At 48.8% G+C, this 23,215-nt stretch carries 20 protein-coding genes and 1 other RNA gene; 10 read left to right on the top strand and 11 right to left on the bottom strand.

The genetic code is table 11. From position 1 onward, the window contains the following. Positions 1–2: 2 nt before the first annotated feature. Positions 3–99, bottom strand: an RNA gene (ffs, locus tag MD588_RS24440) — signal recognition particle sRNA small type. Here ffs and MD588_RS24435 point away from each other — a divergent pair. Then, the gene (locus tag MD588_RS24435) at positions 97–237 is read left to right on the top strand and encodes a hypothetical protein (RefSeq protein WP_265700507.1); all 141 of its coding nucleotides are present in this window, start codon (positions 97–99) and stop codon (positions 235–237) included. The two genes, ffs and MD588_RS24435, sit on opposite strands and share 3 nt — an antisense overlap. A 32-nt stretch (positions 238–269) precedes the next feature. Here the strand turns inward: MD588_RS24435 and MD588_RS24430 are convergent, their stop codons facing one another. After that, the gene (locus MD588_RS24430) at positions 270–1,004 is read right to left on the bottom strand and encodes a VP0952 family biofilm-associated protein (RefSeq protein ID WP_265700505.1); all 735 of its coding nucleotides are present in this window, start codon (positions 1,002–1,004) and stop codon (positions 270–272) included. 90 nt (positions 1,005–1,094) lie between these two features. Between MD588_RS24430 and MD588_RS24425 the strand changes: the two genes are divergently transcribed. Beyond that, positions 1,095–1,400 carry an MGMT family protein gene (locus tag MD588_RS24425; protein WP_265700504.1) on the top strand — a complete coding sequence of 102 codons (306 nt, stop codon included), beginning with the start codon at positions 1,095–1,097 and terminating at the stop codon, positions 1,398–1,400. 54 nt (positions 1,401–1,454) lie between these two features. Here the strand turns inward: MD588_RS24425 and MD588_RS24420 are convergent, their stop codons facing one another. Next, positions 1,455–1,874: a YbaY family lipoprotein gene (locus MD588_RS24420; RefSeq protein WP_265700503.1), complete on the bottom strand. Its 420-nt coding sequence runs from the start codon at positions 1,872–1,874 to the stop codon at positions 1,455–1,457. A gap of 168 nt (positions 1,875–2,042) precedes the next feature. On the opposite strand from MD588_RS24420, the gene tesB reads away from it, so the two are divergent. Continuing rightward, positions 2,043–2,903: an acyl-CoA thioesterase II gene (tesB, locus tag MD588_RS24415; RefSeq protein ID WP_265700501.1), complete on the top strand. Its 861-nt coding sequence runs from the start codon at positions 2,043–2,045 to the stop codon at positions 2,901–2,903. Between the two features lie 94 nt (positions 2,904–2,997). Here the strand turns inward: tesB and MD588_RS24410 are convergent, their stop codons facing one another. The 3 genes from MD588_RS24410 to MD588_RS24400 all read right to left on the bottom strand — a co-directional run bounded on the left by MD588_RS24410 (position 2,998) and on the right by MD588_RS24400 (position 7,286). Beyond that, complete coding sequence (locus MD588_RS24410) at positions 2,998–4,791, bottom strand: SmdB family multidrug efflux ABC transporter permease/ATP-binding protein (RefSeq protein ID WP_265700499.1); 1,794 nt, start codon at positions 4,789–4,791, stop codon at positions 2,998–3,000. Next, the gene (locus tag MD588_RS24405; protein WP_265700497.1) at positions 4,788–6,530 is read right to left on the bottom strand and encodes an ABC transporter transmembrane domain-containing protein; all 1,743 of its coding nucleotides are present in this window, start codon (positions 6,528–6,530) and stop codon (positions 4,788–4,790) included. The genes MD588_RS24410 and MD588_RS24405 overlap by 4 nt, the downstream gene beginning before the upstream one ends. A 294-nt stretch (positions 6,531–6,824) precedes the next feature. Next, complete coding sequence (locus MD588_RS24400) at positions 6,825–7,286, bottom strand: Lrp/AsnC family transcriptional regulator (protein WP_265700495.1); 462 nt, start codon at positions 7,284–7,286, stop codon at positions 6,825–6,827. Positions 7,287–7,456: 170 nt separating this feature from the next. On the opposite strand from MD588_RS24400, the gene MD588_RS24395 reads away from it, so the two are divergent. Together MD588_RS24395 and queC are read left to right on the top strand one after the other, a co-directional pair. Beyond that, positions 7,457–8,524: a PLP-dependent cysteine synthase family protein gene (locus tag MD588_RS24395; protein ID WP_265700494.1), complete on the top strand. Its 1,068-nt coding sequence runs from the start codon at positions 7,457–7,459 to the stop codon at positions 8,522–8,524. 234 nt (positions 8,525–8,758) lie between these two features. Next, complete coding sequence (gene queC / locus MD588_RS24390; RefSeq protein ID WP_265700492.1) at positions 8,759–9,457, top strand: 7-cyano-7-deazaguanine synthase QueC; 699 nt, start codon at positions 8,759–8,761, stop codon at positions 9,455–9,457. Positions 9,458–9,559: 102 nt separating this feature from the next. Here the strand turns inward: queC and prmB are convergent, their stop codons facing one another. Then, positions 9,560–10,492, bottom strand: coding sequence for a 50S ribosomal protein L3 N(5)-glutamine methyltransferase (prmB, locus tag MD588_RS24385; protein ID WP_265700490.1), 933 nt, complete (start codon positions 10,490–10,492; stop codon positions 9,560–9,562). Between the two features lie 53 nt (positions 10,493–10,545). Here prmB and smrB point away from each other — a divergent pair, with 53 nt between their 5' ends. After that, entirely contained in the window at positions 10,546–11,076 is a 531-nt protein-coding gene (gene smrB / locus MD588_RS24380) for an endonuclease SmrB (RefSeq protein WP_265700488.1), read from the top strand. A gap of 73 nt (positions 11,077–11,149) precedes the next feature. Here the strand turns inward: smrB and MD588_RS24375 are convergent, their stop codons facing one another. Both MD588_RS24375 and sixA read right to left on the bottom strand, forming a co-directional pair. Further along, positions 11,150–11,509 carry a hypothetical protein gene (locus MD588_RS24375; protein WP_265700487.1) on the bottom strand — a complete coding sequence of 120 codons (360 nt, stop codon included), beginning with the start codon at positions 11,507–11,509 and terminating at the stop codon, positions 11,150–11,152. 143 nt (positions 11,510–11,652) lie between these two features. Beyond that, positions 11,653–12,126 carry a phosphohistidine phosphatase SixA gene (gene sixA, locus MD588_RS24370; protein ID WP_265700486.1) on the bottom strand — a complete coding sequence of 158 codons (474 nt, stop codon included), beginning with the start codon at positions 12,124–12,126 and terminating at the stop codon, positions 11,653–11,655. Positions 12,127–12,490: 364 nt separating this feature from the next. Between sixA and MD588_RS24365 the strand changes: the two genes are divergently transcribed. Further along, positions 12,491–15,256 carry an insulinase family protein gene (locus tag MD588_RS24365; RefSeq protein ID WP_265700485.1) on the top strand — a complete coding sequence of 922 codons (2,766 nt, stop codon included), beginning with the start codon at positions 12,491–12,493 and terminating at the stop codon, positions 15,254–15,256. A gap of 798 nt (positions 15,257–16,054) precedes the next feature. On the opposite strand, the gene fadJ is transcribed toward MD588_RS24365, so the two are convergent. Further along, the gene (fadJ, locus tag MD588_RS24360; RefSeq protein WP_265700483.1) at positions 16,055–18,169 is read right to left on the bottom strand and encodes a fatty acid oxidation complex subunit alpha FadJ; all 2,115 of its coding nucleotides are present in this window, start codon (positions 18,167–18,169) and stop codon (positions 16,055–16,057) included. Further along, a complete protein-coding gene (gene fadI, locus MD588_RS24355) occupies positions 18,169–19,479 on the bottom strand; it encodes an acetyl-CoA C-acyltransferase FadI (protein ID WP_265700482.1) in 1,311 nt (436 codons plus the stop codon). The genes fadJ and fadI overlap by 1 nt, the downstream gene beginning before the upstream one ends. A gap of 642 nt (positions 19,480–20,121) precedes the next feature. Here fadI and MD588_RS24350 point away from each other — a divergent pair. From MD588_RS24350 to MD588_RS24340, 3 genes are all read left to right on the top strand, one after another. Continuing rightward, on the top strand, positions 20,122–20,688 hold the full coding sequence (locus MD588_RS24350) for a sigma-70 family RNA polymerase sigma factor (RefSeq protein ID WP_265700480.1): 567 nt from the start codon (positions 20,122–20,124) through the stop codon (positions 20,686–20,688). Further along, the gene (locus MD588_RS24345) at positions 20,681–21,397 is read left to right on the top strand and encodes a DUF3379 domain-containing protein (RefSeq protein ID WP_265700478.1); all 717 of its coding nucleotides are present in this window, start codon (positions 20,681–20,683) and stop codon (positions 21,395–21,397) included. Before MD588_RS24350 ends, MD588_RS24345 begins: the two co-directional genes overlap by 8 nt. 293 nt (positions 21,398–21,690) lie before the next feature. After that, the gene (locus MD588_RS24340) at positions 21,691–22,968 is read left to right on the top strand and encodes an outer membrane protein transport protein (RefSeq protein WP_265700477.1); all 1,278 of its coding nucleotides are present in this window, start codon (positions 21,691–21,693) and stop codon (positions 22,966–22,968) included. The last annotated feature ends 247 nt before the right edge of the window (positions 22,969–23,215 follow it).

Here is a 23,215-nt window from a genome sequence, read left to right as displayed (position 1 = left end):
GCCCCCACCAGCCACATCCCGGCACACACGACGCCTGCTGCGGTTGCTCCCTTCCGGGCCTGGCCGAGTTCACAGGTTAGTGTTGCGGGAGGACCAATGGGGGCCTCCATAGATTCTTTGTCTCGTTTCGAGAACGGGGTTGATTATCCGCTAACACTTGCGGCAATGCAAGGGCTCAATACCCCCAACCGATCCAACTGCTTCTTTATTGTTCAAATTCAAATGGCATTGCCGTAAAAACAGCATAACGCCCTGAAAAAACAGGATGCTTACAGCTCTTCTTCCGGCTCTTCCAGTAGGAACTCGCCCAGCAGGGCTCCCCCCAATACAAGTAGCCAGGCCACCAGTACCGGATTAGGCACTTCGAAATAAGGCACGATAACGAGAGTTGCGAAGCCAACCGCAGGTAAAATCCAAGCCATCCGCGGGACCCAATCACGCAGTTTGCTTTTCATCATCTCTTGCATAGCCGCAATCAGCCCCGTCACACACAGTGCTACGAGCGCAGCATGTTCCATACCGCCAACCCATAAGGGAACAACAAGGAACAATGGCCACCAAGTATTGCCTTCAACCGGACGCCAGCTGCGGCCAACATACCAGATCAGGGTAACCGCCAGAATTTGAATCACGGTTGATGATACATGACCCGAGAGTTTACCTTCCCCCTGTAGCGCCATCAGGCCGACATCCATTGCCAAAACAATCGAAATCAGCAAGGCCGCCAGCTGCCAGCCACTCTTTGGTGAGAAACTTACAGCAAAAACAGGTAACATCATAAAGATGCTGATTGACAGGGCCAGAGGCTGCTCGGGCAGAACGGCGCCATATGCGCCCAAGCCGAGTAATAACAGCCAGGCATAAATTCCACCTTGGGGCAGTAACCATAAGGCGGGAATAGCCAATGCCAGTGCAGGGAGCTCTCCTTGGCTATAACCTAATGCACTGACCCCCAACACGGTCAGCACAATGCTGACCATAACAAGTAACGCGGCATACAACATGGCAGCACCTCCTTGCGTTATCCGATAGCTCGAATAAAAAAGGCTAACTTCAACGACTATCGGGATGTTTTGTTTGGTTCAGGTATAAATATGGACGATTTTGCAGGTCAAATCTACAGCCAGGTTCACCAAATCCCCTTTGGCAAAGTGTCAACTTATGGTGATATTGCCAAATTTGCGGGATTTCCCGGCTATGCCCGTCAGGTGGGTCGGTTAATGGCGACCCTACCTGAGGACTCTAAACTACCCTGGCACAGGGTAATCAATGCAAAAGGAATGATTTCACTTACCGGTCATGATTTGCAGCGACAGCGTAAGCGGCTGCTCGAGGAAGGGGTTGAGATCTCGGAAAACGGCAAATTGAGGTTAGCTAAATATCGCTGGGACGGGATGTAATACCAAACAATATCCCCTCCACGATCTGCTCGCGACCGTGGAAGGCAACATCACTTATTTCACCCTAACCAACATCAGATCCAGCTTGGTTGTCGCCGCAGGATCGGTGATCACATGGTTAGCGGTATCGGTAATAAATATTAGCTTACCGTTCACTTCGATACGGGCGCTGACCGAATAAGTATGATTCGGTTGGATCTCAGCCTGCATATAATTCAAGTTAAACGCAAAAGGAACCTGCTTTCCACCAGCCATAAAGGCCTGGCTGCTGATCACATCGGCAGGTGCATCCATCAGAGATACATCCGATAATGTGACAGTAATGCGTGCATTATCCGGCAGCGCAATACGCTCGCGATATGCCAAAGACCCTTCCACTTGTCCCAGATCTGCATCTTGTTTGATTAAGTTCGTACACGCCGAAATAACCAATACCACAGCCAATGCTGAAATAAGTGTAAAAATCTTTTTCATTTTTCTCCCCTTAATGCCCAAACACACGCTGATAACATTGCAATTACCAATCAATTACACTTGAATATGTGTTTATACCCAGTCAACACACTGAAACGAGCATCTCAAAGTCATTTGGGTATAAATATCCGTAAAACGCCTAATAATAACATGGAATATGGAGCTCCGATGAGCAAAGAACTGAATGAACTTCTCACTCTGTTACACTTAGAGCAGCTTGAACAAGGATTGTTTCGAGGCCAGAGCGAACACCTTGGCTTACCTCAGGTGTATGGCGGTCAGGTTATTGGTCAATCATTATCCGCAGCCAAAGAAACCGTAGACGAACATCGTCAGGTTCACTCTTTTCACAGCTACTTCCTACGTCCGGGCGATCCGCAAAAACCGATCATTTACGATGTCGAAAACCTGCGTGACGGAGTCAGTTTTAGTACCCGCCGGGTCAAAGCCATTCAGTTTGGTCGCCCGATTTTCTACCTGACCGCATCTTACCAAATTGAAGAAGAGGGTTTCAGCCACCAGTCAACCATGCCAGATGTGCCGCCGCCGGAATCGCTAATCTCCGAGCAAGCACTGGTACAATCTATTGCCCAGCACCTTCCTAAGGCGGCCATCGAAGCCTTTGGCCGTGAACGCCCCATTGAAGTTAAGCCCGTTACCGTCGTCAACCCTCTGGATCCCAAGCCCGAGGCTCCCAAGCAATATCTATGGATCAAGGCCAATGGTGAAATGCCAGAGGATCACCGCATCCATCAATATGTGCTGGCCTATGCCTCAGACTGGGGCTTTCTGGTTACCGCCTTGCAGCCACACGGCGTTACTCTCCTGACACCGAAAATGAAGGTGGCAACAATTGATCACTCCATGTGGTACCACCGACCGTTCCGTATGGATGAATGGCTGTTGTTTGCCATTGACAGCCCATCTGCCAGTGGAGCACGTGGCTTGGTACGTGGGGAAATCTATAACCAGAAAGGTGAGCTTGTTGCCTCAGCAATACAAGAAGGTCTGATGCGCCAAAAACAATAGTCGCTGCTGGTTGAATAAAGTGCAGAGGTTGGGACAACCAACCTCTGTTTCTGAAGACGTTGTACACGAATTATTTGCGTCATGCCGGCACAGGTTAGTTTACCGCAGCAGCAGACTCGGTCGGCTCAGACTCTTCGAGTTGATGAAGGTGCTCACCCGCCCGCTGAAGCTGGTACATCTGCCAGTAATGTCCTTGCTGTTTCAGCAACTGCTGATGGTTTCCCCGCTCTGTCATCGCGCCTCGGCTCAGTACCATTATTTCATCGGCCTCCATAATGGTCGACAGACGATGGGCAATCACCACGATACTCATATCCTGCCGCAGGGTATGCAGCGCCTGCTGTATTTTCTGCTCGGTACCCGAGTCGATATTGGCCGTCGCCTCATCAAGGATCAAAATCTTTGGTTTGGCTACCAGTACCCTCGCCATCGCAAGCAACTGTTTTTGCCCTGCCGATAAATTGACCTCTCCGCTCCCTAAGCGTGTATCTAGCCCCTGCGAATAAGTTCGAATTTGCTCAGCCAAGCCGACTTTTTTCAAGGCCTGCCAAATCAAGGTGTCATCAACTTCCCGGCCTAAGCGGATATTCTCTCTGACCGTATCGCTGAGTACATGCGGATCCTGCTGGACCATGGCGATCCCTTCCCTGAGTACAGAATGCCCAAGGGAGGCCAGTGGCCTGCCATCCAACTTCAACTCACCGTGCGAGACTGGGTAGAAGCCCATCATCAAAGACGCCAAGGTACTTTTACCACTGCCGGTATGCCCTACCAGCGCCAAAAATCCTCGATGCGGCAAGCTAACATTAATGTCACTCAGCACCGTCTGCTTGCCATCATAGCTAAACGTCACACCATCACAGTCAAGCTGGCCTTCTGACAATGGTTGTAGATCATCACCATAACCCTGCTGCCTGGCATCAATAAAACCAAATATCCGCTCACTGGCCACCAGTGCCTGCTGCAGCAGGGAAAGCTGCTGAGTCAGCTCGATCAGTGGCTCGGTCACCCGGCCAAGGTAACTAATAAAAGCATACAGTACCCCGACACCAATCAGTTCCGTACCACTTACGCCAAACAAGGCAACAAGTGACAACAAGGCAACCCCCGACAGAAAATCTATCAGCGGTCGGAGCAACAAGCCGTTAAGCTTCATCACCCCAATCTGGGAGTCAAGGTGACGTCGGGTTAGTACTGAAAACTGCTGACTAAACGCTTGCTCCTGACGCATCAGCTGGATCAGGCTCATCCCCTGGATCGACTCGCTCATCGAAGCATTGATATCAGCCAGCAAATCCCGCATTTTGCGGTACGCGCCGGCACTCTTGTGTTGATAGAGCGCCATAACCGCCACCACGATCGGAAGCAGTATCAGTACCACAATCGTCAGGCGCCAGCTCAGCCAGCTCATTACCACCAGCATTACACTGATCAAGATGACGTTCTTCAGCACCGTACCAATGACGAATACATAGAAATCCTTGATCGATTCAGTGTCATTGGTGATCCGGGAGATCAGCTTTCCAGATGGCATGTAGTCGAATTCAGACAATGGCTGGTTAATTATCTTGCCAAACAGTTGCTTACGGACAGTCTGGACCACACCAATTGCAATTTCATTGAACCGCAGCGACTGAATATACTTAAACCATGCCGCTACGCACATCAGGGCGATATAAGCCAGCGACAGTCCGACCACGGTATCTAACGGATAATCATCTTTGGCAATATGATTATCAATAAAATGCTGGATCAGCCAAGGACCTGACACATCGGCCAGCGAAGCTATCAACAACAGTCCTATGGCGATTCCAAGCTTTCTTTTATCAGCCAGCGCATAGCCTAGCAGACGTTTGAGTACGGCTCGGTTTACTGCTTTTTCTGTCATTTCGCCCCCTCAATGGCTTGTTCCAGCTGCTGATAACGGAACATCTCAGCGTACCAGCTCCCCGCTCTCAACAAAGCCTGATGATCACCACGCTCGTCGATTCGTCCATGCTGCAGGACCAAAATATTGTCGGCCTGCTCCAGTGCGGTAAGACGGTGGGCTATCACAATTACGGTTTGTTGACGCTGCCTGCGCAGGTTAGCCAGGATCTTGTGCTCGGTTTTGCCATCAACGGCAGACAGCGCATCATCCAGGACTAAAATTTCGGCGTCGAGCAACAAGGCACGGGCGATTGAGATTCGCTGCTTTTGCCCGCCAGACAAGGTAATCCCCTTTTCGCCAATCAAGGTGTCGTAACCTTCCGGAAACTGCATAATATCGCCATCAATACAGGCCGCTCTGGCAGCTTTTCGAATTTGTTCCATGGAAGCATCTGGCCGGCCGAGGGCAATGTTGTCGGCAATAGAACGGGAAAACAAAAACGGACTCTGGCTGACGACGGCAAACCGACTGCGCCAGTGGTTCAAATCCGCTTGGGTAATACTGATCCCGCCATAGCTGATGCAGCCCTGCGTTAATTCATGCTGACGTAACAGCAGGGCCAACAAGGTAGACTTTCCGCTGCCAATCGGCCCGGCAATACCCAACATCTGCCCGGCCTGCAAGGTAAAATTCACACAAGATAACGCTGGCTGCGTCAGGCCATTCCAGCTAAATGCCTCGATATCAACCTGCAATGCCTGCTGCATTGCTTTCAAGGCCTCGTCACCACTGATAATCTCAGGAGCCACATCAAAGATCTGCTGGAGGCGTTTCCAGGCGGCCGAACCTCGTTCCAGAATATTAAACAACCAGGCCATCGCCAGCATCGGCCAAATCATCAATCCCTGATACAAGGTAAATGCCGTGAGATCCCCCAAGGTTAAACGCCCCTGTGAAACCATATAACCGCCACCAGCAATACTGAGGAAAAATGACATACCAATTGCCAGCTGGATCACCGGATCAAACTTGGCATCCACCTTTTCAACCGCGAGGTTCTTCTCTCCGACATACTCAACCACCTCATCAAAATCAGCTTGTTGACGCTGCTCCAGGCCAAAAGCACGGATCATTCTTACGCCATTCAGGCTTTCCTGGGTTTTATCGGTCAGATCAGAGAACGCCGCCTGTGACTCGGAAAAACAAGAATGCAGCTGGCGGCCAAAGCGAAATACCGCCAACGCCATCAACGGCATAGGAAGCAATGCCAAAATTGTGAGCTCCCAACTCAACATGGTTGTCATCACAAACAGCACCGCAATCCCCATGATCAGCGAGTCGGCAGCGGTCAATACACCTTCACCGGCCGTCATGACGACCGCGTTTACGTCATTAGTCGAGCGGGCCATCAGATCACCGGTTTTATAACGCTCAAAAAACACTGGGGGATGGGAAGAGAAATGACGATAAAGTCGATTACGCAGCACGGTGCCCAATTCCGCCGCCGCACCAAATAACCACACCCGCCAAATAATGCGCAGGAAATAAACGACAAACCACAATGCAGCGATTGCAGCCAACCAGCCCAGCATCGCCGACAGGCTCAGATCACCGGCGACGACGCCATCGACAATCCAGCCTATAGCGCGCGGAGGCAATAGCTCAAACAAGGAAACCAAAACCAATATTAGAATCGCACCGCCATAACGGCGCCACTGCTGGCGAAAGTACCATCTTAACTGCCAAAAAATCTGCATAATCCCTCCACAGAAGTAGGCATAGTCATAGTTTATGACGAATTTCAGTGAGACATTTATTTTGCAGGTGCAACATGCCGGATAATGAATACCCGTTAGGGGAGGTATAACCGTATCAATACAAATAGAAAGGCCGATTTATCGCTCAGGCTTTGTTGCGAAACACCCTGTCAACAAAGCCATTATCGAAAAACTGGCTAATAAATCAACTATATAGAAGAGATCATAATTAAAACAATCACATTGTCCATAACAATTTATAAATTAGGGAAATCCGCTTTTTTATACAGTATTTCAGACCGGCAAAGCAGTCGTATATTTCAGGGGCTCCATCGCAAAGGTCGAGGTCACATTGGTCAACCCTTCGATGCTGTTGACCAGTTTTTTGTAGAACTTATCAAACGCCGACATATCGGCGACCTGCACCTTCATCATGTAATCGTATTCACCAGCCATCCGGTAAAACTCCATCACCTCAGGAAAGTCAGACACAGTTTCAACGAAACAGTGATACCACTCTTTAGAATGGTTACTGGTTTTGATCTGGACAAAAGCTGTAAACGACAGTCCCAGCTTAACCGGATCGAGCAAAGCAACCCGCTGCCTGAGGATCCCGTTTTCTTCCAGCCGTTTTAGACGTTTCCAGCAGGGTGTCGTGGTCAGATTTACCGCTTCAGCCAGCTCAGCCAATGCCAATGTCCCGTCTTGCTGTAACAACCGTAGTAATGTTCTGTCAGTATTGTCCAGATCAGCCATCTGATTATCCCTTACTTCAATAATAGAGAAAAACTTTCTCTATTTTATCGACACTGCAGTAAACAAAGCAAAGATTTTTCCTCAATATCCAGTACTATTCTTACTATTCCAAACAAACTGGTTATCTGTTGGGTCTACCAGCAGAACCGCCTGATAAATAAGGAAGAAACATGAGTCATGACCCACAGTGGATTAACACTGCCATCAGAAAGATTGAAGCTGACTTTCAACGTTCGGCGGATACCCACTTAATCAAGCTGGATCTTCCTTGCCTTTCAGGTATTGATATCTATCTAAAAGATGAGAGCACCCACCCGACAGGTAGCCTAAAACACCGACTCGCCCGCTCGCTATTTCTGTACGCCCTGTGTAACGGCTGGATAGGCCAGGACACCACGGTGATCGAGTCCTCGTCGGGCAGCACTGCGGTTTCCGAGGCCTATTTTGCCCGCCTGCTGGGCTTGCCATTTATTGCCGTGGTACCAAGAAAGACCGCCCGCAAGAAGATTGAACAGATCGAGTTCTACGGTGGCCGCGCCCATTTCGTTGACAGCCCAAGCGAAATTTACGACGAGTCGCGCCGTCTGGCCAAGGAGTTGAACGGCCATTATATGGATCAGTTTACCTTTGCCGAGCGAGCCACCGACTGGCGCGGAAACAACAATATCGCCAACAGCATCTTCGAGCAGATGAAGCTTGAAGAGCACCCGATCCCAAGCTGGATTGTTATGAGCCCGGGTACCGGCGGTACTTCAGCCACAATCGGCCGCTACATCCGTTACCAGATGCACCACACCAAGCTGTGCGTGGTTGATCCGGAAAACTCGGTATTCCATGACTATTTCAAGACCCGGGACCTGAACCTGACCAGTACCGTAGGCAGCCGTATCGAAGGGATTGGCCGCCCTCGGGTAGAACCAAGCTTTATTCCTGATGTGGTTGATGAAATGCGTACCATTTCTGATGCTGCCAGTATTGCCACCGTCCACTGGCTAGAGAAACTGCTGGGTCGTAAGGCCGGCGCTTCAACAGGAACAAACCTGTATGGCGTGCTGCAACTTGCCTGTGAGATGAAGGCACGAGGCGAAAAAGGCTCAATTGTTACTCTGCTATGTGACAGTGGCGAGCGTTACCTCGATACCTATTTCAACCCTGAGTGGATTCACGAAAATATTGGCGATATCTCTGGTTACGTCTGCCAGCTCGAAGCGTTTGAGCAAACAGGGGCATTAAAATAGCCTGGATATAGCAGCTTACCAACTATCCCTCATTGCCCAACCGCAGCTCTCCGCTGCGGTTTTTTTCACTCTCCCCCTTCCCATCATGTTTAGCTGTACGGTAGCATTGCCCTACCAATAGAGAACCTGCTGTTGGTCTATCTTTATCTACCCAACTCCCCCTCTGTAGGGGTGAGTCGAGATAGTCCCTACCGACTGTTTTTCGGTACGAATACAACATAGGACATTGAATACATGCGTAAAGCTGTAGTTGTTTTTAGTGGTGGCCAAGACTCCACGACCTGCCTGATCCAGGCGATTGCCAAATATGATGAAGTACATTGTATTACTTTCGATTACGGCCAGCGCCACAAGCTGGAAATCGAAGTGGCACAGTCTGTAGCAAAAGAACTTGGCGTAGCAGCGCATAAGGTGATGGATGTCGGCCTGCTTAACGAGCTCGCAATCAGCTCACTGACCCGCGACAACATCGCCGTATCCCATGAGCTTCAGGAAAACGGGCTGCCTAACTCTTTCGTTCCCGGCCGTAATATCCTGTTCCTGACCCTCGCGGGTATCTATGCCTACCAGATTGGTGCTGAAGCCGTGATCACCGGTGTTTGCGAAACCGACTTTTCCGGCTACCCGGACTGCCGTGACGAATTCGTGAAATCACTGAACCAGTCTCTGGTACTGGGGATGGATCGCCCGCTGAATATCGAAACGCCACTGATGTGGCTGAACAAGGCTGAAACCTGGGCACTGGCGGATCAATACGACAAACTCGATTTCGTCCGCGAAAAAACCCTGACCTGTTATAACGGTATCATTGGTGATGGCTGTGGCGACTGCCCGTCTTGCGATCTACGTAAAGCCGGCCTCGACGATTACCTCAACCAAAAAGAAGCGGTAATGGCAGACCTGCAGGCCAAGCAAGCCCAAGGCAATGCTTAACGGTTAACACCAACCACACAGCAGCCTGCTGAATAGCCATAAAAAAACCGGAGCATCAACTCCGGTTTTTTATATCTGGATATCAGCTATCAACCCAACGACTTAGTCACGGTAGATTGAAAACTCATCCTGGCACTCAAGCAGCTGCTCACGTGTCATCATGAACACGCCGTGGCCGCCATTTTCAAACTCAATCCAGGTAAATGGAATATGCGGATACTGCTCTTCCATATGGATCATTGAGTTCCCGACCTCGCAGATCAGTACACCGTTTTCTTTCAGGTAGTCTGGCGCATTGGCAAGAATACGACGCACCAGCTTCAGACCATCGGTACCCGCAGCCAGGCCAAGCTCTGGCTCGTGGCGGAACTCATCTGGCAGGCTGTTCATGTCTTCCTGATCAACATACGGCGGGTTCGTTACAATCAGATCGTACTGATCTTTTGGAACATCGCGCAGTAGATCAGAACGCAGCGGTGTAACCTGCTGCTCTAGGCCATGATCCTGGATATTCTGCTCAGCCACTGCCAGTGCATCAGTAGAAATATCAACCAGATCCACTTCAGCTTCTGGGAACGCATGGGCACAGGCAATACCGATACAGCCACTCCCCGTACACAGATCCATAATACGTGTTGGCTGTTCGGCCAAGAACGGTTCAAAACCATTCTCAATCAGTTCGCCAATCGGCGAACGCGGCACCAACACGCGCTCATCAACGAAGAATTCCATACCACAGAACCACGCTTTGTTGGTCAGATATGACACCGGCGTACGATCGTTAATACGGCGGATCACGCGCTCAACGATGCGAAGGCGCTCGCTGCTTGTCAGGCGCGAACAACGCACATCCGATGGAATATCTAGCGGCAGATACAGCGTAGGTAATACCAATTGCACGGCTTCGTCCCACGCATTATCGGTACCGTGACCATAAAAAAGACCTGCAGCATTGAAACGGCTTACCGTCCAACGTAGCATGTCCTGTAAAGTGTGAAGTTCGTTGACGGCTTCGTCGACAAAAATCTTATCCAAAATAGCCTCCGATTGACGCTACAATACCGCTATAGAGTTGTTGGAATATCATAATGAGTAAAAAAGATCTTACCCTGGAAGATGACCTGGCACTCTTTCAGGATGCGGTTAAAGGCGTAAAAAAGTTGTCGCATGATACCATAATCGCACCGCGCCGACAGAGCCCAAAGGCCGATAAGCCCAAAGTCTCGGAAAAAGAGACCCAAAACCACGAATTTTATTTCTCAGATGAGTTTGAGCCCCACCTTAACGAGCATGGTCCAACCCAATATGCCCGTACCGGGGTATCGAAATACGAAGTGAAAAAATTACGTCGTGGTGTATATGTACCAGATATGTATCTGGATATGCATGGCATGACCCAAAAAGAAGCCAAGCGCGAGCTGGCTGCGATGATTGCTGCCTGCATAAAAGAAAGCGTATCTTGTGCCTGCGTAATGCATGGAATTGGCAAGCACATTCTGAAGCAAAAGGCCCCGCTATGGCTGGCCCAGCACCCGGATGTGATGGCCTTCCACCAGGCGCCGCTGGAATTTGGCGGTGATGGCGCGCTGCTGGTATTGATCGATATACCTGAAAGATAATGCGGGAAGCATTGCTAATTAATAAACAGAAAAGCGAGAATCAAGGCTCTCGCTTTTTTGTTTTTTGGGGGGATTAATAAACGTATTTCGCCAGTGAACCGACGTTGATCACCTGGCCTTCGACAATCAGCCTGACTTCCCCGCTGTCACAAATCTGCATGCGGGTTTTTACCGCACCTTCACTGTAATAATGCTCGCAGTTGCCGTTACGGGCACTGTCGATACGAGAGAAGATCGTGATACCACCTGGGCTTAGTAAGCTTTGTGGTGAGGCAAACGTCAGGGTGCTACCTGACGAAGAAATATGCATTTCTTCACTGACACCGTTTGCCCATTTGATTGCACCATTGGCGTTAATACTCGGTGCACGAGGAGCCTGGATACACCCCGCCAACAGCGCAGCACCGAGGATTGCAGAAAAAAGACCTTTCATAGCTACTTATATTTATTCTCGTTGATGAAACCTACCCAACCCGGTACAGGACAAGACCGCGTTACATTGAAGTGAGCCTTATCAGCCACATAAACCTATATCGGCAGCAACCATCATTTCCTTAAGGCTCAAATACCACACAATTAACCTTCAGGATTAGCCTGCCACAAGAACTCAACCAGCTCACTGTCTGGCTGGTAATCAATGGCAGCGACTGAAGAGGTACGGAACATTGGAGGCTGAATACCGGGTACCAGCTCCGCAGTTAGGTAACCAACCAGCGGAAGGTGCGAGACCAACAAGACGGTTTCAGGCCGCTCGACCGCAATCACTGCCTTCAGATAGGCCGCAACGTCTTCTGCCTCACCATAAGGTGTGATTTCATCAACTTCCATCAATCGCTTTGGTTCAGGTAGATGCTTAGCCATCACTTGCCAGGTTTGCTGGGCACGCAAATAAGGGCTCACCCATACCATATCCAGATCAGCATTTAACTGACTGGCCAACTGGGTCGCCATTTGCTCTGAGTGAGACTCACCACACGCTGTCAGAGGTCGCTCCGCATCGCTGGGAGCGAAATTCTGCGCCTCACCATGACGCATGATATAAATTCGCATATAGCCTATCCAATAACACTACTCCTATTAACTAACCGGACCGTCAGTCCCGAAATATCTTCCTTCGGATCGTGGTCTTCACCTCTGGGGGAAGTTAATAGGACTAAAAAAAGCTTCTAGTATGCCGCTATGCTAGCAAGTCCAGCTCATGCTGGATAGCCATTCTGCGCATTCGATTGCCGTTCCGTGACCCCTGAAGCCCTTGACGGAATCCATGAGCCTGCTTCTTCATAATATGGTTAGCCGCCTTTGATACGTCCCCCATAGAGGACAACAACAATAAAAATCACCCGGAACTTAATTTGCCACCCTCTATATTGAGCGTCATAATTAGTCTAATTTCCTTAGAAAATAGGCTCTTCCCGTGCATATTAGTCCTAATGATCCTAAGCAGTACCGCTACCTGACTTTGGATAACGAGCTTAAGGTCCTTCTGGTACATGATGCTGAGGCCCCCCGCTCTGCAGCTGCATTATCCGTCAACGTCGGGCATTTTGATGATCCGCTAGAGCGACAAGGCATGGCACACTTCCTGGAGCATATGCTGTTTCTCGGGACGGAAAAATACCCTAAGATCGGTGAATTCCAAACCTTTATCAACCGAAGTGGCGGCAGCAACAATGCTTGGACCGGGACAGAAAACACCACCTATTTTTTTGAAGTCAGCCCCCATGCCTTTCATGAAGGGCTAGAGCGTTTCGGCCAATTTTTTACCGCACCATTATTCAATAAAGAGGCTGTCGACAAAGAGCGTCAGGCTGTTGACTCCGAGTACAAGCTTAAAATAAAAGATGATGTACGCCGCCTGTATCAGGTTCACAAAGAGACTATTAACCCGGCCCACCCTTTTGCTAAATTTTCTGTCGGGGATCTAACGACTCTGGATGACCGTGAAGGCATCTCTATCCGTGACGAACTCATTGCGTTTTACCAAACCCATTATTCCGCCAACTTAATGGGACTAGTTCTGCTTGGACCACAGCCATTGGACGAACTCGAGGCCCATGCGACGAGCTTCTTCGACCATATTCCAAACTCAGGAGTGGCCAAACCAACGATCCCTGAGCCCCTGGTCACCGCCAATGAAACTGCGAAATTCATCAAGATTAAACCAATCAAAGAAGTGCGAAAACTGACACTGTCTTTTACCATGCCCTCTGTCGAACCATACTATCGTCAGAAACCCCTTTCCTATATTGCCCACCTGCTGGGCAACGAAGGTAGCGGCAGCCTGATGTCAATGCTAAAAAGTCGTGGACTAATCAATACCCTTGCGGCTGGAGGCGGTGTCAATGGCAGTAACTTTCGCGAGTTTACGGTTAGCCTGAACCTGACCCCGAAAGGACTGGAGTATATTGATGATATTGTCACCGCAGTATTTCAATATATCGCGCTTATCAAGCAACAGGGGTTAGATGAGTGGCGCTACCAGGAAAAAAAATCGGTACTGGAAGTCGCCTTCCGCTACCAGGAGAAAAGTCGCCCGCTAGACACCGTTAGCTATCTGGTGATGAACCTGCTGCATTACTCACCGGAAGATATTATCTACGGTGATTATATGATGGCCGGTTATGATGAAAGCTTGATCCGCGAGCTACTCGACTACCTGACACCTGATAATATGCGCTTGGTACTGGTTGCCCAGGAACAAGAATATGACCAGGTTGCCCAGTGGTATCATACACCGTACTCTGTCACCCCGTTTTCGACCGAACAACTTCTACGCTGGCAGCAGGTTGATGAAGAACCCGAACTCTGCCTGCCAGAGAAAAACCCCTATATCTGCGAACAGCTTGATCCTCACCCGCTGACCGCCGATGCAGAGCAGCCTCCTCAGCTGATCCAGGATTTACCCGGATTCCGTCTGTGGCACAAACAAGAGCATGAGTTCCGGGTTCCCAAAGGTGTCGTGTATGTGGCGATAGACAGCCCACATGCTGTCGATACGCCCCGCAATATCGTAAAAACCCGCCTCTGTGTCGAGATGCTGCTGGAAGCGATCAATGAGTCAGCCTACCCGGCTGAAATCGCAGGGATGTCATACAATCTCTATGCCCACCAGGGGGGAGTGACCTTACAGCTCTCCGGGTTCAGTGAAAAGCAGCCATTGTTGTTGAAACTGATATTGGAACGATTCGAAAACCGAACATTTGATCCGGTACGGTTTGACAATATCAAGGCGCAGATGCTGCGTAACTGGCGGAATGCTGCTGAAGATAAACCTATTTCTCAGTTGTTTAACCAGCTGACTGGCGTACTACAACCGAATAATCCCCCGTACCCCGTACTCATAGAGGCGCTGGAGTCACTCGAAGTCGATGAACTGCCTGAGTTTGTTGAAGCCATGTTTGCCGAATTACACATCGATACTTTTGTCTACGGTAATTGGCTAAAGGATGATGCTCTCGCACTGGCCGAGGTACTTAAAGATGCGTTCCGCGCCACCGACCAGCGCTACGGTGAAGCACAGCGCCCGCTGGTACGTTTAGGTAAGGCTGGCACCCTAAACCATGAGGTAACCTGTAATCATGCGGATTCAGCTATCTTGATGTACTACCAATCAAGAGAGACAACTCCCCGTAAAATTGCAATTTACACGCTGGCCAATCATCTGATGTCGACAACCTTTTTCCATGAGCTGCGTACCCGTCAGCAACTGGGCTATATGGTTGGTACCGCCAACCTGCCTCTTAACCGCCATCCGGGGCTGATTCTATATATCCAATCACCGGTCGCCAGCCCTGCACAACTATCGGAAGCCATCGACGAGTTCACCAATGCTTTTGCCCTCGTGTTACTGGAGCTCAATGAAGCCCAGTGGCAGGCCAGCAAGCAAGGCTTGATTGCTCAGGTGTCAGAACCAGATACCAACCTGCGGGCTCGTGCGCAACGATTTTGGGTCAGCATCGGTAATAAAGATACTGAATTTAACCAACGCCAAAAGGTCGTGGAAGCATTACAGAACCTTAGCCGAGCTGACATGGTGCGATTTATTGTCGACATCATAAAGCCTCGCACCTCTAACCGACTCGTTATGCACTGTCAGGGAGAGGCACACAGCAACCTCGAACCGCTCACTATCGGCCAAGAGATTGAATCAATCGAAGAGTTTCAGAAAAACGCCCGCTAGATTGTGTCCCTTCCCTTTTGACTGCCCGTTGCCCGGTTTCCCTTACCGGGCAACGCGTTACTTGCCAAATGCAGATTCCTCCAAACAGCGTCAAGGTGCTTAGTTTGGATATAAATACGAATGAATTTATATCTACATACAATTTTTTAGCCTTTCTCAAAACTATTCAGTAGCTTTATTTTCCTCTAAATCTCACTATGAATAGACATTCATCTTGTATTCATTTTGGCTTCGGCAAGATAAATCCGGCGCCATAAAGACCAAGCTAAATAGCGCCCCTTAATAAACAGCTATCTAGCTATTAACAATAAAAACAATAGTTATCGGGCATTCATGGTACGGATACCTCAGCCCTCTTAAAGCAATGACATAAAACCTGTTGAGATTAAGTAGAAGCCATGAGCCATTCCTGTCCCCACTGCCAGTTAGCTATATCAGCCCCCACAATAAGCCAGTATCATGATTATTTATCTGTCCACATTGCCAGTGTGCGCTTTCGCACCATGAAATCGATATTTTGCTCTATGCACTGGCTTTTATTGTTATCTGCAGCGCGCCACTGATCATCTTGTTTAAGGTCAACGGATTTGTTGCCATTAGCCTATCGATGATCGCTTACCACTTTTTGCGCCCTCGGTTATTGGAATCATACTTCCGCCTTCGAGTGATTGACCTTCTCCAACATAATGATTAATACCTAAGCAACATGTGTGACGAGCAGAAATAAAAAAAGGCCTGCATTTGCAGGCCTTCTCTGTCTTATACCAATCAGCATAAGTATTTGAGCATTATCAACCGCTAGAGCGAATAAAAACACTGCTCTTCATTGGCCATCGCAATCAACTTATCACATGGCTTGAAGCGCTCTCCGTACTTATCGGCATGTTCATCGAGTAACTCGACGACGCGCTTGATCCCCAGCTGGTCCATGTAACGGAACGGCCCACCAAGGAATGGCGGGAAACCAATACCGAAAATAGCCCCGATATCACCATCACGCGGCGACAGGATCACCCCTTCATCCAAACAACGGGCTGCTTCATTGAGCATCATTAGTGTACAACGCATCGCCAGTTCATGGCCTTCGGCCTTGGCTGCCGGTTCAATGTTCAGTAACTTATAGACGCTCTTATCAACGGCTTTCTTCTTGCTGTTGTAGAGATAGAAGCCTTTACCACTCTTGCGTCCTTTGCGGCCATCATTGAGCAGCACATCAAATACGTCCGGGCCTTTGAAACGCTCGCCCAGCTCTTCGACCATAATCGGCATGATCTTGGCGCCAATATCAACACCGACCTCATCCAGCAAAGTAATAGGCCCGACAGGGAAGCCGAAATCAAGCAATGCGGTATCCAGATGTTCAATCGGCTCCCCGCTCAGCAAAACCGATGCCGCTTCATTCATGTACGGAGCAAGAATACGGTTCACATAGAAGCCGGCCTTATCCCCTACCACAATCGGCGTTTTACCTTGCTTTTTCGCCAGGGCAACAACCGTCGCAACCGTCTCCTCTGATGTACCGGCATGAGGAATGACCTCAACCAGCGGCATTTTTTCTACTGGGCTGAAATAGTGAAGGCCGACGACGTTTTCCGGCCGCTCTGCCGCCTCTGCTATCTGGTGGATCGGCAACGACGAAGTATTGGTGGCAAAAATGGTCTCTGGTTTGGCGTTTTCCTCAATCTCTTTTACCATCTGGTGTTTCAGGTTCAGATCTTCAAACACCGCTTCGACCACCACATCAGCACGATTAAAGCCGGTATAATCCGTACCGCCAGTAATACTCATCATCTGCTTTTGCAGCTGAGCTTTGCTGATAATGCGGCGCTTACGCTTCTTATCCAGTAGCTTGTAGTTATAGGCCAATGCATTCAGGATACCGTCATTGGCAATGTCTTTGATCCGAACCGGATAGCCGGCCTTGGTTGCGGTCACATGGCTGATCCCGCCCCCCATCAGGCCACCGCCCAAAACGCCTACCTGCTTGATGTCGCCAGGCTTGGCATCAGAACCGGTTTCTTTTTTCATTGCCGTGGTGGCAAAGAAAATACTACGCAACGCCGCAGATTCGGATGTCATAACCAGCTCGCCAAAACGCTTGGCTTCTTGCTGCAACCCCTTTTCCATACCAAACTGCAGGCCACATTTAATCACTTCGAGAATGGCATCGGCCGCCGGGTAATTGCCGCGGGTTTTTTCACGGGTTTTCTTCGCCGCCTGATCAAACACCAATGAGCGACCCAGTGCATTACCGCCCATCGCCCAATCCTGGAAGGTATGCTTGCGTTTTGGTTTGGCTTTCAGCGCCTGCTGCTCGGCAATATCAAGCAAAATACTCAGTGGCACCGCTTCGTCGACCACGCCCAGCTTCTTGGCTTTCTTGGCTCGTAACTGCTTGCCAGTCAGGATCATATCCAGAGCATTTGCCACCCCAACCAAGCGAGGCAAGCGCTGCGTACCACCGGATCCCGGCAACAAGCCCAACTGAACCTCAGGTAAGCCTAAACGGGTTTTGTCATCGTCAGAACACACACGGCTATGACAGGCCAAAGCCAGCTCCATCCCGCCGCCAAGACACGGGCCATGAATGGCCGCCACTACATGAAAAGGCAGTGCTTCTAGTTCGGCAAACAGCTCCTGGCCTTTCGCAGCCAGTTGCTGCGCCTCTTCTGCCGTGGTGCAAGCCGCTAGCATGCGGATATCGGCACCGGCAATAAAATTATCCGGCTTGCCGGAATACACCACCAGGCCTTTAACATCTTGTTTGCTCTTTAATTCAGCCAGCACATCAGAAACTTGCTCGACAAACGCCGACTGCAGCGTATTCATTTTTTCTTCCGGCACATCGATCTTCAGCCAAGCAACGCCGTTATCACCGTAAGATAAAGAAAATGCGGATTGTTGTTGGGTCATTATTCTGCCTCCAGGATCATTGCTGCACCTAAGCCACCAGCCGCACACGCGGTATTCAATGCTAAACCGCCACCACGACGCTGCAACTCACGCAGTGTCTGGGTGATCATTCGCGCTCCTGTCGCGGCAAACGGGTGACCGTAAGCAATGGAGCCTCCAAGCACATTGAACTTGTCCATATCTATCTCGCCAATCGCTTGGCTACGCCCCAGCTTTTCTTCCGCAAACTGCTTAGAGCCAAACATTTTCACATTTGCCAGAGTCTGGGCAGCAAAAGCTTCATGCATATCAATCAGCGTTAAATCAGACAGAGTCACCCCGGCACGATCCAGCGCCATCGGCGTGGCATAGGAAGGGCCCATCAACATGTCTTTTTCTACGCCAATCGCAGAGAAGGCATACGAACGGATATAACCCAATGGTGGCAGTCCCAGCTCTTTTGCCCGTCCTTCACGCATCAGCAAAATCGCTGCGGCACCATCGGTCAGCGGCGTTGCATTGGCAGCCGTTACCGAGCCAAATTTACGGTCAAAAGCCGGACGCAGCTTGGCATACGATTCAAGCGACGAGTCTTCGCGAATATTGTTATCTTTGTCGATCCACTGACGGTAAGGTTCCGGGAAAGCAGTGATAACCTCATCCTGGATCAGGCCATCTTTCCATGCCTGCGCAGCCAAGGTATGGGAGCGATGCGCCAATGCATCCTGCTCCTGGCGGCTAATACCATGGGTTTTCGCCATCTGCTCGGCAGTTTGTCCCATGCTTATTCCCGTTGAGTATTCAGCAACAGCCGGAGGGACAGGCATAAGATCTTTCATGCTCAGCTTACTGAGCAGTTTTAAACGCTTGCTCATGGTTTTCGCCTTGCTCAATTCCAGCAAAGTCGCCGCCATCTTCTTAGACACCCCGATAGGCAGTACCGATGAGGAGTCCGCGCCCCCCGCAATACCGATATCGATAGTGCCCGAGATAATGCTTTCGGCCACATTGGCAGCAGCCTGGAAACTGGTCGCACAGGCTCGGGTGACACTGTAGGCATCGGTGCCGATATTCATACCGGTACCCAGCACAATTTCACGGGCAATGTTGGGGGCTTCAGGCATTTGTACGACTTGGCCAAATACCACCTGTTCAATGAGTTTCGGGTCAAAGTCAATCTGCTGCAGCATTTCATTGACCACCATTTTCCCCATGTCTAATGCAGGAACACCATTAAAGGCGGTAGCCTGGCGAGCAAACGGGGTACGTAATCCACTTACAACAGCGATGCGCTCACCCTGGTGGGTGGTGAGGTTTTGGAGACGTGTCATCGCAACTCCTTATTATGGTTTGCTGGGCACTCAAGGTGCAAATTAGAGGTCAGACCACAACAATTGTAATCAAGTTGTTATGAATTTCAAACATTTGTTTTAAGTAATTGCGACATCACAAGAAGCAAGAAGCAAGAAGCAAGAAGCAAGAAGCAAGAAGCAAGAAGCAAGAAGCAAGAAGCAAGAAGCAGTTCAGTATGAAGGGCTAATTATTGAGAGCAAATCTTTTTCTAATACCATCAACAAAACGAAACCTGTTGCCTAAGATGCTAAAATTTAGCTAAAAAAAAACCATACCGATATGGTATGGTTATAATTTACACGGAAAGCAATCCACGTAAGGTATAAGTCAATTAACATAAAGCCAATTGCAAATCAGGCAAAACCTGATAGGAGAAAGTAAAGTCAGCCTTCAAAAGGAAGTTGTCATCTTGCTCAACAGATAGTAATCAAAAAAAACAGACCTGATCCTCAGAACCGAATTCAATGCTTACCATCAGATGACGTGAACTACTATAACTTCCCCACGAAGACACAATTTGAACCAGATCAATTTTAGTGCTGATAATCCGATGAATCATGCAATCGCTGAATAAAACAACCCCAAACAACACGGCGATTTCTTTTTTGATGGGCAAATTTATGATTAAGCAATTTTTTCGTAAGAAAAAGACGGATGCCTCGGTCTCTGTAGACATGAATAAGCAAAAAAGGTACGAAGCCCTTGTCAGGGCTTGGCATCGAGACTTATATCGCTACGCTTACTGGTTATGCCACGATCCTCATATTGCTGAAGATTTAGTGCAAGAAACTTGTTTAAGAGCTTGGCGCTCTCTCGATAGTCTGCAAGATGACAAAGCCGCTAAATCATGGTTAATCACCATTCTACGCAGGGAAAACGCGCGACGTTTTGAGCGTAAGCAACTCGATTTAGTTGATATTGATGACTATGCCGTTGCTGATACCCAACACCAGGGTTCAGAAATGGATATTGAACAGCAAATCCTGCATAAGCAGATAATGAAACTGGCACCTGAGTACCGGGAACCATTAGTATTGCAAGTAATGGCTGGGTTTAACGGCGATGAAATTGCTGAAATTCTCGGGCTTAATCGCAATACCGTAATGACACGCTTGTTCCGCGCCAGAAATCAGTTAAAAGAGCAGATAGAAAAGCAATCCGAGCGGAGGGGGCACCAAAATGGATGATCTTGAATTCCGTCGTCGTATCCTGGCAGATCCTAATGATAATAGTCAGGACATGGTCGCTGCGAGAAATTCATCAATAGCGAACAGAAAGTTGTCAGATGAACTCTTACAGCTAGATGCAAAGCTAGAAAGCGCCTTAAAGGTCAATGTACCTGACGACCTCGCTGATCGAATTTTATTTCATCAGTCTGGTCAGCCAGAGCGAACTCAAAGTAAAATGCGATTCCACCTTGCTATCGCCGCCTCTGTAGCTTTTGCTTTTGGTTTGTTCATCGGCCAGTTTAATTCACAAATTTCCCCAGCGCCTGGCTATACCAGCGAGATTGCGCAGGTCGCCTTAGATCATGTTTATACAGAGGCACCCTTTATCAACGGGATTGATGAGGCGGTATCGCTGCAGCAAGTTAATGCCAAACTAACACCTTTTGGTTCTGAGTTGTCCGACCTGCCGGGTCATGTTTACTATGTAAACCATTGTGGATTTGGCGATAAAAATGCCCTGCATATGGTTATGGCCACAGACAGCGGAAAAGTTACCGTTTTTGTCGTACCAGAGCAAAGCCAGAGTATGTCGCCATTTAGTGACAATAGCTTGCAAGGGGTTGTCATGCCGATTCAGAACGCAAGCTTGATCGTGGTCGGAGATAAAGGCCAAGATGTCACGCCTGTTGCCAATCGGCTAAAATCTAACCTAAATTGGGAAATTTAATAAGTTAGCCACAAAATGAAGTGAACACTCCATAAGCAATGAGAGTGTTCACTTTAAAACACCTGAAATATAAGCATTTTATCTATTTCCCATGTGGAATTCCTTAAATATACCTATCCCTTCCTATAGCAAATATTCGTTACACACCCACCCTCGCTGTTAACTTCGCAATAACAACCAATACGTTAGCAACTGGTCTGCTTTGATACTTCATACTCCCCCCCTACAATCGTGCGCAATCTGCAGTAAATAGCAGATAAAAATGCAGTATATGATTAGGAATAACAATAAATATGAATAAGAAGCGTCTGTTTACAAAATCTGTGGTTGCTGTTGCAATCACCATGGCATCTCAGCAAGCACTGGCTGCTGGCTTCCAGCTTAACGCACAATCTGCAACCGGCCTTGGCCGTGCATTTGCCGGTGACGCGGTTATCGCAGATAACGCATCAGCGATGGCACGTAACGCGGCGGCAATGTCACTATTTGATGCGCCAGCGATCTCGCTGGGTATCAATGCGATTGATACTGATATCGAAGTAAAAGATGCTACCTATACGGGCCCATCTACAGGCTTTCAGCCAAGTAGCCTTGATGATCAATCTGTTGGCGATACATCCTATGCGCCAAACATCTACTACATCCATCCGATCAATGAAAAATGGACAGTTGGTGCAGGTATCTACTCAAACTTCGGAACAAAGACCGAGTTCAGCAGTGACTATCCAGCGAATGAATACGGCGGATTGACCGACGTTAAAAGTGTCAACTTTGCCCTAAGTGCGTCTTACCGCATTAACCACCAGTGGAGTGTAGGTGGCGGCTTAGATGTAATTTATGGTTCAGGTAAACTTCAGCGCTCAAATGAAGCACTTGGTGGCGAACTGCTTGATGTTGATGCTGACGGTGTAGGTTTCGGTTGGAACATCGGTACTGTTTATGAGCTAAATGAAGATAATCGTTTTGGCCTTTCCTACCGTTACAGCCCAGAAATCGAAGTTGAAGGCGATATGTTCTATGCGTCATCAAAAACCGGCAATCCTGACATCAGTGGTGACAAACTAAAAATGCCACTGCCTGATATGGCTGAATTCTCTGGCTTCCATAAACTGAATGAGCTATTTGCTGTTCACTATAGCGTACAGTGGATTGGCTGGAGTGCTTTTGACCAGTTAGATACTACAGGTGGAGATACGCTAAACACTTACGAATGGCAAGACGGATGGCACTACGCAATTGGTGGTACTTACTACCTAAACAATGACTGGACGCTTCGCGCCGGTTACATGTACGACACCAGTGCTCAAGATAAGAAAACATCTATCTCAGTACCAGATTCAGATCGTCAGTGGTTCTCTACCGGCTTTACTTATCATCTAGACAGCAAATCTAACATTGATTTTGGTGTGACTTACCTTGTTGGTAAAGATGTATCAGTAACTGAAGCTACCGAAAACCCGAACTATACGCCAGGCAATCCGATGATGGGTCCTGAGTATATTTCAAGCGTCAGTGGAACTACTCGTGCCAATGCATGGCTATACGGTATCCAATACAGCCGTTCATTCTAATTCAGCGAACTTTATCGTTTGAGTTAACAAAAGGGAGCCTCTGGCTCCCTTTTTCGTTGTACATGTAAACATCTGTTATATATGACAATTAAGCTATTTGTAGAATTTCCCTCTCTATTTTCAGTGCACAATGCGTCGCTGAAACCTCCATATTTAGATACATGTGTACGCTGAAATCTCATCCGACCAGGTTAATGCGCTTACTTTTTACCAGACACACAACCACAAAACAGCATCAATGCAGAAC

The organism is Photobacterium obscurum, assembly GCF_026191635.1.
Taxonomy (GTDB): domain Bacteria; phylum Pseudomonadota; class Gammaproteobacteria; order Enterobacterales; family Vibrionaceae; genus Photobacterium; species Photobacterium obscurum.
Note: the sequence above shows the minus strand (reverse complement) of the source record. Positions and strands in the feature narration are given on the sequence as shown.

Coding starts and splice junctions, on each gene's coding strand:
- MD588_RS24435 (WP_265700507.1), top strand. CDS start 97: ATGGGGGCCTCCATAGATTCTTTGTCTCGTTTCGAGAACGGGGTTGAT.
- MD588_RS24430 (WP_265700505.1), bottom strand. CDS start 1,004: ATGTTGTATGCCGCGTTACTTGTTATGGTCAGCATTGTGCTGACCGTG.
- MD588_RS24425 (WP_265700504.1), top strand. CDS start 1,095: ATGGACGATTTTGCAGGTCAAATCTACAGCCAGGTTCACCAAATCCCC.
- MD588_RS24420 (WP_265700503.1), bottom strand. CDS start 1,874: ATGAAAAAGATTTTTACACTTATTTCAGCATTGGCTGTGGTATTGGTT.
- tesB (WP_265700501.1), top strand. CDS start 2,043: ATGAGCAAAGAACTGAATGAACTTCTCACTCTGTTACACTTAGAGCAG.
- MD588_RS24410 (WP_265700499.1), bottom strand. CDS start 4,791: ATGACAGAAAAAGCAGTAAACCGAGCCGTACTCAAACGTCTGCTAGGC.
- MD588_RS24405 (WP_265700497.1), bottom strand. CDS start 6,530: ATGCAGATTTTTTGGCAGTTAAGATGGTACTTTCGCCAGCAGTGGCGC.
- MD588_RS24400 (WP_265700495.1), bottom strand. CDS start 7,286: ATGGCTGATCTGGACAATACTGACAGAACATTACTACGGTTGTTACAG.
- MD588_RS24395 (WP_265700494.1), top strand. CDS start 7,457: ATGAGTCATGACCCACAGTGGATTAACACTGCCATCAGAAAGATTGAA.
- queC (WP_265700492.1), top strand. CDS start 8,759: ATGCGTAAAGCTGTAGTTGTTTTTAGTGGTGGCCAAGACTCCACGACC.
- smrB (WP_265700488.1), top strand. CDS start 10,546: ATGAGTAAAAAAGATCTTACCCTGGAAGATGACCTGGCACTCTTTCAG.
- MD588_RS24375 (WP_265700487.1), bottom strand. CDS start 11,509: ATGAAAGGTCTTTTTTCTGCAATCCTCGGTGCTGCGCTGTTGGCGGGG.
- sixA (WP_265700486.1), bottom strand. CDS start 12,126: ATGCGAATTTATATCATGCGTCATGGTGAGGCGCAGAATTTCGCTCCC.
- fadJ (WP_265700483.1), bottom strand. CDS start 18,169: ATGACCCAACAACAATCCGCATTTTCTTTATCTTACGGTGATAACGGC.
- fadI (WP_265700482.1), bottom strand. CDS start 19,479: ATGACACGTCTCCAAAACCTCACCACCCACCAGGGTGAGCGCATCGCT.
- MD588_RS24350 (WP_265700480.1), top strand. CDS start 20,122: ATGATTAAGCAATTTTTTCGTAAGAAAAAGACGGATGCCTCGGTCTCT.
- MD588_RS24345 (WP_265700478.1), top strand. CDS start 20,681: ATGGATGATCTTGAATTCCGTCGTCGTATCCTGGCAGATCCTAATGAT.
- MD588_RS24340 (WP_265700477.1), top strand. CDS start 21,691: ATGAATAAGAAGCGTCTGTTTACAAAATCTGTGGTTGCTGTTGCAATC.